The following is a 13,473-nucleotide window of genomic DNA, read 5'->3' as shown; positions in this document are numbered from 1 at the left end:
ACTGCCGCATTCGTAGGTTCGAATCCTGCTATCCCAGCCATGGTTCACTAGCTCAGTTGGTAGAGCACATGACTTTTAATCATGTTGTCCGGGGTTCGATTCCCCGGTGAGCCACCATTAAATTTAATATGCAGGTGTGGCGGAATTGGCAGACGCACTAGACTTAGGATCTAGCGCCTATGGCTTGCAGGTTCAACTCCTGTCACCTGCACCAATTAAATTGTACTTAACGCATAAGATAAGCTTATTTGCGGGAGTGGCTCAGTGGTAGAGCGTCACCTTGCCAAGGTGAACGTCGCGAGTTCGAATCTCGTCTTCCGCTCCATAGGTAATAAAAAACACAAAGGGTAAGATTCCTTTGTGTTTTTTTATTGTTATTTCCAAGTCACTATATTATCGATGCCATTAACTTTTTCAATTGCCCAATTTACAGCTGCCCTGCTACTGGCAAATTCCTCATTTGTACTGCTTACATAGGAATAACCCTCTTTATCATCTACATTTTGAATAAAAAATTCTTCTGTTCCATCGTTAATACTTATTTCACCCTTTGCCTCAAGTGCATTTATTAATTCATTAATCATTAATTTTTCTTCCATATGCTAATCTCCTTTCTATTTTATTTATGAATTTATGATTTAACAAATTCTATTCTTTTATAACACATTTTAAAATACTATTGATTTTATTTATTGTAATATTTATACTAAAAATATTGAAATATTTAGCAATTATAATTAGGAGGGACTTTATGGAAAAGTCTAAGGTATATTTTACAGATTTAAGAACTAAACCAAGTTTGAATTTATTAGATAAACTTGAAAGATTAGTAAAAAAAGCTGGTATAGAAGGTATTGATTTTAAAAATAAATTTGTGGCAATAAAAATCCACTTTGGGGAACCAGGAAATTTAGCTTATATAAGACCCAATTATGCTGCAAAGCTTGTAAAAGTTATAAATGATTTAGGAGGCATACCATTTTTAACAGACTCTAACACTTTATATACTGGTAGAAGATCTAATGCAATCGATCATTTGACTGCAGCTTTTGAAAATGGTTTTAATCCATTAACAGTAGGCTGCAACATAATTATTGCGGATGGCCTTAAAGGAACAGAGTATAGAGAAATTGAGGTTAATGGGAAACACTGCAAAACTGCAAAGATAGGTTCCGCTATAGCTGATGCTGACATTGTAATTTCTATGAACCATTTTAAAGGTCATGAAATGACTGGATTTGGCGGGGCTTTAAAAAACCTAGGCATGGGTTCTGGATCAAGAGGTGGAAAACTAGAAATGCATTCAGCCTCTCAACCTAAAATAAATGAAGAAAACTGCAAGTCTTGTTCACAATGCGTAAAAAGTTGTTCTCAAAACGCTATAGAACTAGGTGAAAATAAAATAGCTGCTATAAATTACAGTAAATGTATAGGCTGCGGCCAATGTGTTGCAGTATGCCAATTTGACTCAGCACAAGTTATCTGGAATGAGTCAGCGGACACTGCCAATGAAAAAATAGCCGAATATACTTATGCTGTTATAAATGGTAAAGAAAATTTCCATATTAATTTTATAATGAATGTTTCACCTGACTGCGATTGTTTTAACTCAAATGATTTACCTATTGTACCTGATATAGGCATAGCTGCATCCTTTGATCCTGTTGCACTAGATAAAGCTAGTGTTGATTTGGTAAACAAAGCTCCAGTTACTACTGGGTCTATACTTTCAGATAAGCATTATCATGAAGGTCACGATAAATTTAATCATGTTCACTCAAATACAAATTGGGAAACTGGATTAAAACATGCTGAAGAATTAGGTATAGGTACTTTAGACTATGAGTTAATAACAATATAAAATTAAAATAAGAGAGCCCTAACTAAAGCTCTCTTCTAAATAAACTTTATTACCATCATAATTACTGAAATTCTCTTCTTTTATTTTAATTTTAGGCTCTGTTAAAGAATAGTATTGATAATATGCTATATTTTTAGGGAACTCGTTAAAAAGTTCCCTTAACTCACGTTTTAAGAAGATTGTTCATTAAATATTATCGACTTTGATTTATAGACTTTTCCATCCCAAAAGTATTCAATATTTAAATAACCTATGAGACCACCATAAACACTATTATCTCGAGCTACATAAACATCAGCAGTTGCTAATAGCTTTCCGTTTTTTATAAAATATTCTACAGACTTAATACTAACATAAGGTTCACGAGGATTAGTATAATTATATTTAGAAAGGTCTATGTTGTATTTATTTTTATCAACATATATAAATACCTTGTTGTCATGTTCATCTATTTTCACATGATTTTTAACAGTAACCTCTATAGGCTCAACTATTGCCTCTTCATATCTTCTGTATGGGTCATGTATTTGATTTAGTATATGAATATCTTTAACAGGCTTTCCATAACCAGCAATATCATTATTTAGCACTACAATGATATCTTCTAACTTATCACCATTTATATCTTCTTTATATAATGCAGGGTCATATTTTCCATGATACCAATTAGGAAAATTATAAATAAATTCACCCCTATCACCAACTTGAACGGTAAAGTTCCTATATTCTATCCAACTTAATTTATCTGCTATTAAATAAATATTTTGATGCCACACATCAGATGGTATGCTTAAAAGTACCACTCGGTCTCTTGCATAAATGTTTTCGAACTTAAATGTAATTATTAATAGAAACATAAAACAACCCAAAGTAATCTTCTTGCACATATTTTCACCCTCTCTACACTTAATGTTTCCAATAGGATTATAAAATATAGTACAGAGGATTAATCTAAAATTATTTCCATGTCACTGATTTATAGTTAATATGCTGTATATGATATATACCTTTAACACCTCTTTTATGGGCTTTTCGTGGCATGGCAAAGGCTGTGCTTTTCTTATAGAATAACCATTTATCATGCACTTGGCATATAGCATCCATTACTTAACATCTTTCATGCTGTTATGTTTTGTGTTATCTCATTTACCCTATTTTCTCAATAACTAACAACTACTAAGTTCTTTTTAAAGTCTTTTTGTAAATATCCGTTTGCTTAAGTAATAGTATAAGGTATGCAGTTAAAACTCCCATTATTATATAAATAAAAAATACAACTTGATTTTCAGCTGCTAAAAATCCATTTATAAATAAAGGGGAAATAATTAGTACCCAGCATATTGCGTAGACAATATTAACTACTTTATCAAAATATTTTTTTGGTATTCCTAAACGACGGCTTAGCCTTTTAATTATAGTCATTATTATTTGCCCTCCATCAAGAATAGGAATAGGTAATAAATTAAATATACATAAACATAAATTAATGCAAGCTAACAGAAGCCATAAGTCACTAGAAGAAGTAAGATCCGGCATTAAGCTTAAAGAATTCTTTAAACTCATATCTGCCCCAAAATAATTATCAAAATTAACCATAAATGAGGTTATGGGAATTAAAATTTTAGTGAAAAATATTTTCCCTACTTCGAAAATATTCCTATTGAAAGCAAGTGATAAAGAAAGAATAGCTATTAAAAAATTAATACAAACCCCTGATAATGAAATAATCCAATCTTTAAGAATACTTAATTTTAATACTTCATCTTCAGAATAACTTATATATCCTCTAAGTGGTAAAAGTTTAAAAGAAAATTTTGTACCCCTAAATTTAAATTTACAAAAACTAGGCCCGCATCCTATACTAAAATCAAGTACATTAACATTAAAAATTTTACTTGCTAAAAAGTGACCCAGTTCATGTAAAAATATAGACACATACATAAAAATAAATAATATAGTAATCTCCATTACCGCTCCCCTATAATAACATGTTATATTTATTTTTATGATTTATATAGTTTTTCTATGACATTCTATACACAAGCATGTAAGTGAGGGATATTTAATCGACCCTAAATAAAAGAAGCAGTAGATTCCCTACTGCTTCTTTTGTGATATTTAAAAGTATTTTTCCAAATCACTAATATTTTCCAATTCAAAAATATCAGTAGCTATTACCTCTATAGTTTCTTCAGGCAGTTCCTTTATTTTTTCTATATATCCATGGGGCATAGACTTAAACTTTTTGATAAGCTGCTTTATAAGAATTTCAGCTTTCCCCTCTGCCTTACCTTCTTTTTTACCCTCTTTTATGCCTACTTTTTTACCTTCTTCTATACCTTCTTTTATCCATTGTTCCATACCTTCTTTAATTGCCTCATCTCTTATCATTTTACCTATTTCAGTCATGCTTACAACCTCCTTAAATTTTTCTTTTGAAATTTCATCTCCAAACTTATCAAACAATGCATACAGTAAAGTTAAGCATTGTAATTTTTCATTACTTTCAGGTATTTTATCTGCTAATTCTATGCTTGCTAAGGCTCTCTTGCTTCTACTTTCTTTTCCATTCATAAGTGGTATAAAAGTTAAAGTTAATATATCTTCTCCAGTTAATTTTTCATCTTTTGATATCTTTTCTCTTAAATACTCTAGTTTTTCATCGCCATTTAAACTTTTCATATAAAAAGCTTCTATATTGTACTTTATTGTTCCTGCATCTATGTACGTTTCTACATTTTCTATCTCAGCGGAATATATAACAACTGTTCTAATTTTTCTCTTTTCCTTATAAAATAAAGATGCATCATAATATAAAAATCTCTTTAAGTCTTCTCTTTTGTTTGTTGTTTGAAATTCAAAATGAAGATACGATCCATCTTCTGTATAAAATAAGTAATCTGTATAATTAGTTTTAATATCAATATTCTTGTTTTCTGTTTCTGCTGGAGCAATTATTTTAGTATCAATTCCGAAAAATTTTACGGCATTATCTTTAAAAAATTCCATTGCCTTTTTTAAAACAGCATCCTCTACCTTATTATAATCCATAATCATCTCTTCTTTCTACTTATTTATATTACTTATTATTTCCATATCAGAAGAGTTTATACAAACATTTGTTCGTATTCATATAATTACCTATCTCCGTAACTTTCTATCCTTTCTGGCCCGCCTATAATCTCCCGCTTTACCACTAACACTCCATCTTTCATTACCTTTACACTCCACTTTATAAGAGCTATTTCCCCATTTTCTATTTCAATAGCACTTATAGAATAAGGCATAACACAGCATCCATCATTAAAGTAGGGAACCTTTGATGGTGCGGGAAACTTACTTCTGTGGGTGTGCCCAGTAATTATAGGCTGATTATTTTCTTTTGCCCACCTTCCTATTTTTTTATCTACTTTATCTCTTTTAGTATTACTTTTTGCAGGACTAGTATTATTCCTAAAACCAAAGTTTGCTTCTAAAGGACCCCATATATATCTAACAACATATTTAGTGATAAAACTTAAATTATAATTTATAAAATCTAATTGATTTCCATGAGTCACAAAAAAGTCCATGTTTTTATTGTCCATATTATTACTTTTATATCTAAGTACTAGCCCCTCATATACATCTAAGTTACTATAAAGCTTGCAGAGGCAGCTTTCTTCTCCATTTTCATCCCTTTTCTTACATAGTTTCTTTCTAAAACTGGGTCTCTTTTTCACCTCATCATGATTGCCGTAAATCATATAAAGTCTATTATGTTCTTTAAATTTTAAAAGCAACTGGAAAATATCTTTATATATCTCATATATATCTTGTATTTTTCTAACTTCCCAAAGTTCATCTCCATCACCTATTTCTATATAAGTAAATCCATTGTCATAATAATAATTCAAAGCTGTAATGTAAATATTAGAGTTTGGAAGAAAATTATCCTTAAAACTTCCATCTCCCCTATGGCAATCGCTTATTAAGACTATCTTTGACTTATCATTTATTTCAATAATAGGCGATTTTTCCATTACTTTATTTAAAATATTATTTTTAAATATGATATATCAACTCCGAAAATTATTGATATATCATTATATGCATCGCAAAAATAAAAGCCACATGTAAAAAAAGAGAGTCCTATCTAAGGCTCTCTTCTAATTTATAATTTTCTTGAAACCAGTAAGCTATATTTTTAATTCCTTCTTTATCCCCTTTACCTCCAAGGATAAAACTCCGTACAACATTATCAGTTATGCTTATATCCACTGCAATTTTCCCATTATCTTCTCCAACTATAATTGTTCCATCTTTATTGCCATCACTTCTAAATATCATAGCTTTAGTATTAAAGTTGCTTTCTATAGATCTTATGTCATCACATTGAACAAAATCACTTATTTTATTCCTTATACTATCTAATATTTTCTCAAAATCATCTGGATTAAATCTGCTCATATAAAACAGCCTCCTTTCCTATATGAAAATTGAGGTTATCCTCCTAATGCAATTCCTGCAAAACCTCTTCAGAAGAATAAACCTCCTTTTGTTCATAATTCATTATAGCTTCAAACATTTTGCTAGCCGTTTCTTCAGGTATGTCTTTATCAAAAAATAGCAGTGCTTTATCTCCATATGAGCTGCTAACCGCATCCTTTGCAAAGACTTTACCTTCATGACCCGCTAATATTTCTGTGATTTCTTTTCCTAAATGAACAAATTCATCGCCCTTATTCCAAGAAATAAATCCTATAAGACTTCTAGCCTCCGAAGAATCAAATCCTTTTTCTATGAGAACGTCATGCCAAGTATTACACAATAAATCATCTGCAGTCATTGTCTGACCTCCTTTATTATCTTTTCTTATAGTCTTTACTTATTTCTTAGAAATAATATATACTTTTAACTTGTCCACTAAACTTATGCAACAAAATTTTTGCAATAAAAAAATCTCAATGCTTTGTTATTAAGCATTGGCCTTTTGTATCAAATAATATGGATATCCCCTTCCCTGTCCCAGTGGCTTAATAATAACTGTTCCCATGTTTGGGATTTCACCCAAGCAAATTTGTTACTATTTTTCCCAGGTACCTGACCCCTATTCCAAAATAAAATCTTTAATTAATATAAAAAAAATACTATACTTAAGTGAGCGTCCAAATATTTAATTTGGCTTACACGAACTTACTCATTGGAATGAATATGACAATGAGTTTCCTTATAATTAATAACTACAAATAGAAATTACTGGATTGAGGGGTTTAGATATGAGAAAAAAAGATATACTTGAGTTAAAAAAACGTTTTAAAAAAGATCATTGCACCTTCACTAAAATGTGTGGTTGCTATGTTAATGGAGAAAAACATATTATTTTAAAATTTAGAGAAAACTTTCTAAATTTGGATGAGGATGAATACTTTAAGTACTTAGAAATTGCTAAAAAAGTGCTGTCTGGAACTATTGGGAATAATATTTTAGAACTTAACTTCCCAGTTAATGAAGACCTTATAAATGAAAGACAAATTTCTCTTATGCAGCTTAAAAACAGTCAATTAAAGGATGATGCTATCCTTGATGATTTTTATGAATCGATTATAAATAATTATGATTATACTGGTAATTTTTTGATAATTGTTTTTCATGACGCTTACGATGTTATTACTAAAACTAAAGATAATGCAAAGATAGATGAATCTGAAGAAGTATATGAATATGTGTTATGTGCCATATGTCCTGTTTCACTTTCAGATCCTGGTCTTAGATACTTTGAAGAAGAAAACAAAATACAAGCACGTATTAGAGATTGGGTAGTTGGTGCTCCAGCTAATGGATTTGTGTTTCCTGCATTTATTGACCGCAGCTCAGATGTTAACTCCATTATGTATTACACAAAAAATGCAAAGGATACACATCCTGAATTAATGGAAAATGCTTTAGGTTGTTATTCAAGACAAACTGTTGCTATACAAAAGGAAACATTTCAATCAATTATTAAAGATTCCTTTAGCGCTGATGAGGAAAAGGCTCATAAAATTTTTATGGAAATACAAGAAAACTTAAATACTATGATAGATGAACATAATTCCATATATGATGATACTGATTCTGAACCTATAACATTAACAAAAGATGATGTACAAACCCTTTTAATAGAAAGTGGAGTTTCTGAAGAAATTACTAGTAGGATTGAAAAGTGCTATGTTGAAAACTTTGGTGATGACCTTCCTTTAGCAGAAAATTTAATTGATGCAAAGGCACTTAAAGCAAATGAGCAAATAAAAAAAGAAGAAGCCCTTAAGAAGCAGGTAGAAATACTTCAAACTAGACTAGATCAAATTAAACAAGAGGCTGCTGTAGATAATGAAATCCAGTTATCTACAGAAATTAAAGATTCTGAAGTTAATGATGATAATGCAGTTTTAGAAGAAACTTTGAAAAGTACTTCAGAAGAACATTTAGAACCTAATTTAGAAGAAGCTGAAGACACAAATTCAGGAGATGATAAAGTTACTCCTGAGTATGATGTTATACTTCAAGTAAAGCCTGAAAAAATACCTGAAATAAAATCTCAAATAATTGATGGGCAAAAATGCATAGTTATTCCTATTAATGAGAATGAACAAACTACAGTTAATGGCTTAGATGATCTAATTTAATTCCTGAAATGTAGTCTGATCCCATTCCAATGGAAATTTTAAGCCAATGCTTATGAGATTAAGCATTGGCTCTTTATTCATCTACTTTCTATTGCCTTTATCATTCTCTCAGCGGAAGCAACAAATTGAGAGCTTGGATAGTTTTTTATTACCTTCTTAAAGTACACTAGAGCATTAGCATTATCATTAAGTTCCTTATAGCAGTTCCCTAATTGATAAGTAATCCAAGGCATAAGATTTGAATCTGGCTTAATTTCATAAGACTTTTCTAGCTTTGGTAGAGCTTTCTCATAATTTCCTTGTTTATATAATCTGTTCCCTTCATTATATATGTCCCATATTTCCTTTGTAGTTAGCTTAGATACATCAATATCCTTATTAGACTGGTCTTGTCCAGATTTTGTATCATCTAATTGTTGTTTAGTATTTTTATCATCTTCATTGGATACATTATCTTTCTTATCTAAACTTTTATTATCCTCATGTGTTTCAGTGTTTTCCTTATCCAAATTATTATTTCCCTCAGAAATTTGCTCTGTATTTTTCTTAGAAAGATCTACTATCTCATTGTTAGCCTGACTTTTATCAGAGCCATTTGCAATAATTAGTCCAATCCCATAGCCTATAATAAAAACAGCTATAAGCACACAAAAGGTTGAAATTATTATAACACTCTTTGGTTTTCCATATTTCTTTTTAGTCAATTAAATACCTCCTTAAAATTCTTAGTCCAACTGATAATTTTATAGTAATATTATGAATTTAATATGAATGTATATAAAATTTATACTAAACAATTATATATTCCTTTCAATAAAAAGTTATAATCTTATTACAAAATTAATTAAAACTTTTAAGTTTATATCAAATACAGTTTTATATATATTTCTTAAAGAATAAATATATACCATGAATATATTTAAGAGGTGAATGATGAAAACTGTTGTGATAAAAGAAGTAGACGGTTACGAAGTAGATTCCATCTATGAATTAGACCTTAATAAAAATCAAATTAAAGATTGCTGTGGTTGTTGGAGCTGCTGGTGGAAAACCCCTGGAAGATGCATAAATAAAGATTTAGATGAATTTTATTCTAAGTACTTAGAAGCAGATAAGGTGATTATATTTTCTAAGGTTACAAAAGGTTTTGTAAGTGGAAATTTAAAAAGCCTTTTTGATAGAATTATTCCCTTGTTTATTCCTTATGTTGAAGTATCAAAGGGAGAATCAAGGCATGTGCCGAGGTATAGAAAATATCCTGATATAGAATTTTATTATGAAGGTAATTTTAAAACTGATGAAGGTGAGCAAATTTTAAAGGACTATATTTATCGTACTTTTGATATGTTTGAATCTAAAAATGTCACAGTTAAAAAAATAGAAGAGTATAGGGAATAATTTAGCGGAGGGATATATGAGTACAATAATTCTTAATGGTTCTCCTAAAGGGCAAAATGGTAATTCTGAAATATTTATTAAGCATTTTATAAGCGATATGAAATCTCCCTGTCAGGTAAAGTATATTAGCAAAGAAGAGCATAAAGCTCTTGCGCAGTATGTTAAAGGCTTTGATACCATTATCTTTGTACTTCCACTTTATATTCATAGTATGCCTGGGGTTACTATGCGATTTATTGAGTGGCTAGAGCCTGCAGAGCCTTCTGAAAATAAATCTATAGGCTTTATTTTGCAAGGTGGTTTCCCTGAATCAAATCAATACAAATATGCAGAAAAATACTTTGGTTCACTTTCAAAGGAGCTTAATAGAACTTATTTAGGAACAGTAATTAAAGGAAACTCAGCAGGAGTTTATATGATGCCAAGCTTCATGACAAAAAAACTGTTCAAGTCATTAAAACGATTAGGTGAAATATATGAGCAAACTCACAGCTTCGATAAAACTATTATTGAGGATTTTAAAAGGCCCCAGGAACTTAAAGGATTTAATCTTGCAACGATGAAGTTTGCTGCTAAGTTAGGTTTAAACAAAGTATTCTGGGATAAATTTTTAAAAGAAAATGGTGCTTATGATAAAAATTTTGATAAACCATTTGTATAATAGAAAAGAAATGCTGGTAAAGAAAAGTATAATTCCATTTAAAGTAAGCACCCTGGGGTGCTTACTTTACTCATCCTACTATATACAGATATGTATCTAAACTTGTATTTATTGCGTCACCTACAATATTAATAAAATCACTTAAATCATTTTTAACACTAGCCTTTTCAAGAGCACTCATGTATTCATTTCTTTCTTCCATTTTTATAACAGTTATTGGATATCCATTTCTCATAAGAATTAAATTCATAAGAAGTCTTCCACATCTACCATTTCCATCTATGAAAGGATGTATAAAAGTAAATTTATGATGAAACTCTGCTGCAAGTATTATTGGATGTAAATTATTTTTATTTTCATCGTACCACTTAATAAGTTCCTCCATTTTTTCTGGAACTAAGAAATGTTCTGGTGGCCTATGATTACTACCACTTATAAGCACATTAAGCTTTCTGTATCTCCCTGCATTTTCATTGTTTATACTTTTAAGAATGATATAATGTAAGTCTTTTATAACATTTTCATCAATATCCATATTTCTATTGACTATATCTTCAATATAATCAATAGCTTCTTTATGATTAATTACTTCTAGATGCTCCTTAAGTGTTTTCCCTCTTCCAATGGTAATACCATCTTCTAAAATAACTTTAGTTTCTGTAATTGTAAGAGTATTCCCTTCAATAGCATTTGAATTATATGTAAGCTCTACATCAAAGTATTTCTTTAAATTTTTAATAGCCATTTCATTAAAGGGTCTTTTACTATCAAGTATTCTTTTCTTTGTATCTATATCTTTAAACATACCTATCACCTTTACAAAATAAAATTTTATTTTTATGAATTTTATCTTTATTAATACTTATATTATATACCATTTTTAAGAAAATAACATCAAAGCTATACGTTTATAACACATTCATATCCATTTTATGGTTCTGCCCCTGGGGTACTTACTATTTTTCCCAGGGGTCTGGCCCCATTTCCCCATTTACAAAAGAAAATAAATATTGTAATCTAATAATGAGTAAACACTCATTATTAAAAAGTCTTTACTTTTATAAATTTATCTATAGGAGGAGGCACGCATATCATGGACTTTTCAAAAGATGAAAATACAAGTTTAATTGAAAGCTTATTTTTAGAAGGAGACTTTTCTGAAGAAGAAATTACAAAAAGACAGTGGCAGATAATAGAAGCTGCAGTGAAGGTTTTTTCAGAAAAAGGCTTTGGTCAAAGCAGAACCAGCGAAATTGCTAAAGAGGCAGAAGTAGCAGAGGGAACTATATTTAGGTATTATAAAACTAAAAAAGATTTACTTATGGGACTTCTACTACCTATGATTGTTAGATTTTTTAGACCCTTAGTTATCAAATCTGCAGAAGCAATTATAAAGAATGAAAAAGATAAATCTTTAGAAGAGGTAATAAAAGATTTATTTATAGATAGACTAACTCTTATAGAAAAAAACTTTCCACTTATCAAGACTGTTTTTGTGGAAGCCATGTATCATCCAGAGTTATTACAAACTATTCAAAAGGATATTGCACCTAAGGTTATTCCCTTTATAAATGCCTTTGTGGAAGGAAACATAGAAAAAGGAAATATTAGAGATGACATAGATTCAAGTGTTATAACAAGGACAATGATTAGTGTACTTATGGGCTATGTAACTCTAACGGGTATGTTTCCTGAGCTTTTCGTTAAAAAAGAAGATAAAGAAGAAGATATAAAAAATATGGTAGATATATTGCTTAACGGCATATCATCTAAAAATAAAAGGAGTGATGATTTTGGCAAAGAATAAAAGTATCAAGATTGCAGCCTTCCTATTAGTATTAGCAGGCCTTTCAAGCTTTTTTATAATAAAAACTTACAATAAGGATAAAGATGATGAATACATATACTATGGTTCAGCAGAAGCAGATAAGATAAACATCTCTGCAGAAATCAATGGAAAAATTAAAGAACTAAAATTTAACGAAGGAAACAAGGTTAAGCCAGGAAATTTGGTTGCAATTATAGATCCAAGTGAAAGTGAACTAAACCTACGGAGTGCTGAAATTGGTATAAAAAGTGCTGAAAATCAATTAGGAAAAGTACAAGAAGGAAACAGAGCAGAAGAAATAAAAGCTCAGGAAGCGGTAGTAAGACAAGCCCAAGCCTTAGTGACACAAGGAGAAGCCTCTGTTCAATCAGCCAAGAACAACCTTGATGCTGCAAAGAAAAATTATGATTATAGAAAGAAGATTTGCGATGACACCACAGCTCTATATAAAGATGGAATAGAGTCAAAATACAATATGGATACAGCTAAGAACCTTTTTGACAACGCCGTAAGTGCACTAAATAGTGTTAATAGTTCCATAAATTCTGCTAATGCTCAACTAAGTAACTATAAAGCGCAACTAGATGCTGCCAATGAAAAATTAAATTTACTCATAAATGGAGCTACCAATAGGGATAAAACATCTGCTGCTTATGAAGTAGAAAAAGCTAAAAATAGTTATGAACTTTCTAAAATTGCACTAGATAAAAGCAATGTAATATCTTTAGCTTCTGGAACCATAGAAACTATCAATTATAAAAAAGGCGAATATGTGGCACCAGGAAGCCCTATAGTTACATTACTGGATACTGAAAATATGTGGGTGAAAATATATGTACCAGAAAAGGTACTTCCTAGCATTAAGCTGGGTAAAGAAGTAACTATGAAAAGTGATTTCCTTAAGGATAAAAATATAAAGGGTAAAATAACCTATATTTCCCCAGAGGCAGAATTCACCCCAATGAATATAGTTACTAAGAAAGATAGAGCAAAGCTTGTATATGGCGTGAAAATAAAAATAATGGATAACCTAGATATAGTTAAACCTGGAATGCTCTTTGATGTAAATTTAAAATAA

Annotated in this window: 15 protein-coding genes and 3 tRNA genes; 9 read left to right on the top strand and 9 right to left on the bottom strand. The window is 30.2% G+C overall.

Annotated elements, in window-relative coordinates:
• Positions 1 to 41: 41 nt before the first annotated feature.
• The 3 genes from CRN98_RS15320 (at position 42) to CRN98_RS15310 (ending at position 325) form a co-directional block, all read left to right on the top strand.
• A tRNA-Lys gene (locus CRN98_RS15320) sits at positions 42 to 117 on the top strand.
• A gap of 13 nt (positions 118 to 130) precedes the next feature.
• Positions 131 to 214, top strand: a tRNA-Leu gene (locus CRN98_RS15315).
• A 36-nt stretch (positions 215 to 250) separates the two neighbouring features.
• Positions 251 to 325, top strand: a tRNA-Gly gene (locus tag CRN98_RS15310).
• Positions 326 to 374: 49 nt separating this feature from the next.
• Here CRN98_RS15310 and CRN98_RS15305 read toward each other — a convergent pair.
• A complete protein-coding gene (locus tag CRN98_RS15305; protein ID WP_097028295.1) occupies positions 375 to 599 on the bottom strand; it encodes a hypothetical protein in 225 nt (74 codons plus the stop codon).
• 152 nt (positions 600 to 751) lie between these two features.
• Between CRN98_RS15305 and CRN98_RS15300 the strand changes: the two genes are divergently transcribed.
• The gene (locus tag CRN98_RS15300; protein ID WP_097028294.1) at positions 752 to 1,861 is read left to right on the top strand and encodes a DUF362 domain-containing protein; all 1,110 of its coding nucleotides are present in this window, start codon (positions 752 to 754) and stop codon (positions 1,859 to 1,861) included.
• Between the two features lie 170 nt (positions 1,862 to 2,031).
• Here CRN98_RS15300 and CRN98_RS15295 read toward each other — a convergent pair whose 3' ends face one another.
• From CRN98_RS15295 to CRN98_RS15270, 6 genes are all read right to left on the bottom strand, one after another.
• Entirely contained in the window at positions 2,032 to 2,748 is a 717-nt protein-coding gene (locus CRN98_RS15295) for a hypothetical protein (RefSeq protein WP_097028293.1), read from the bottom strand.
• 289 nt (positions 2,749 to 3,037) lie between these two features.
• Positions 3,038 to 3,829: a site-2 protease family protein gene (locus CRN98_RS15290; RefSeq protein ID WP_097028292.1), complete on the bottom strand. Its 792-nt coding sequence runs from the start codon at positions 3,827 to 3,829 to the stop codon at positions 3,038 to 3,040.
• A 150-nt stretch (positions 3,830 to 3,979) separates the two neighbouring features.
• On the bottom strand, positions 3,980 to 4,912 hold the full coding sequence (locus CRN98_RS15285; RefSeq protein WP_097028291.1) for a DUF4351 domain-containing protein: 933 nt from the start codon (positions 4,910 to 4,912) through the stop codon (positions 3,980 to 3,982).
• 86 nt (positions 4,913 to 4,998) lie between these two features.
• The gene (locus CRN98_RS15280) at positions 4,999 to 5,883 is read right to left on the bottom strand and encodes a metallophosphoesterase (protein WP_097028290.1); all 885 of its coding nucleotides are present in this window, start codon (positions 5,881 to 5,883) and stop codon (positions 4,999 to 5,001) included.
• A 109-nt stretch (positions 5,884 to 5,992) separates the two neighbouring features.
• Complete coding sequence (locus tag CRN98_RS15275) at positions 5,993 to 6,310, bottom strand: hypothetical protein (RefSeq protein WP_097028289.1); 318 nt, start codon at positions 6,308 to 6,310, stop codon at positions 5,993 to 5,995.
• A gap of 43 nt (positions 6,311 to 6,353) precedes the next feature.
• Positions 6,354 to 6,689: a hypothetical protein gene (locus CRN98_RS15270; protein WP_097028288.1), complete on the bottom strand. Its 336-nt coding sequence runs from the start codon at positions 6,687 to 6,689 to the stop codon at positions 6,354 to 6,356.
• Positions 6,690 to 7,119: 430 nt separating this feature from the next.
• Between CRN98_RS15270 and CRN98_RS15265 the strand changes: the two genes are divergently transcribed.
• Positions 7,120 to 8,508, top strand: a complete 1,389-nt coding sequence (locus tag CRN98_RS15265) for a DUF4317 domain-containing protein (protein ID WP_097028287.1) — start codon at positions 7,120 to 7,122, stop codon at positions 8,506 to 8,508.
• A gap of 77 nt (positions 8,509 to 8,585) precedes the next feature.
• Here CRN98_RS15265 and CRN98_RS15260 read toward each other — a convergent pair whose 3' ends face one another.
• Entirely contained in the window at positions 8,586 to 9,212 is a 627-nt protein-coding gene (locus tag CRN98_RS15260; protein ID WP_097028286.1) for a tetratricopeptide repeat protein, read from the bottom strand.
• 229 nt (positions 9,213 to 9,441) lie between these two features.
• Here CRN98_RS15260 and CRN98_RS15255 point away from each other — a divergent pair, with 229 nt between their 5' ends.
• Both CRN98_RS15255 and CRN98_RS15250 read left to right on the top strand, forming a co-directional pair.
• Positions 9,442 to 9,906, top strand: coding sequence for a flavodoxin family protein (locus tag CRN98_RS15255; protein WP_097028285.1), 465 nt, complete (start codon positions 9,442 to 9,444; stop codon positions 9,904 to 9,906).
• Between the two features lie 16 nt (positions 9,907 to 9,922).
• Entirely contained in the window at positions 9,923 to 10,567 is a 645-nt protein-coding gene (locus tag CRN98_RS15250) for an NAD(P)H-dependent oxidoreductase (protein ID WP_097028284.1), read from the top strand.
• Between the two features lie 70 nt (positions 10,568 to 10,637).
• Here CRN98_RS15250 and CRN98_RS15245 read toward each other — a convergent pair whose 3' ends face one another.
• Positions 10,638 to 11,372, bottom strand: a complete 735-nt coding sequence (locus CRN98_RS15245) for a Fic family protein (RefSeq protein ID WP_097028283.1) — start codon at positions 11,370 to 11,372, stop codon at positions 10,638 to 10,640.
• Positions 11,373 to 11,660: 288 nt separating this feature from the next.
• On the opposite strand from CRN98_RS15245, the gene CRN98_RS15240 reads away from it, so the two are divergent.
• On the top strand, positions 11,661 to 12,374 hold the full coding sequence (locus CRN98_RS15240; RefSeq protein ID WP_097028282.1) for a TetR/AcrR family transcriptional regulator: 714 nt from the start codon (positions 11,661 to 11,663) through the stop codon (positions 12,372 to 12,374).
• Complete coding sequence (locus CRN98_RS15235; RefSeq protein WP_242961008.1) at positions 12,355 to 13,473, top strand: HlyD family secretion protein; 1,119 nt, start codon at positions 12,355 to 12,357, stop codon at positions 13,471 to 13,473. Before CRN98_RS15240 ends, CRN98_RS15235 begins: the two co-directional genes overlap by 20 nt.

The sequence above is a fragment of the Clostridium peptidivorans genome (genome assembly GCF_900205925.1).
In the GTDB taxonomy this organism is placed as follows: Bacteria; Bacillota; Clostridia; order Clostridiales; family Clostridiaceae; genus Clostridium_AK; species Clostridium_AK peptidivorans.
The sequence above is the reverse complement of the archived record's forward strand: the minus strand, read 5'-3'. Positions and strand labels throughout refer to the sequence as shown.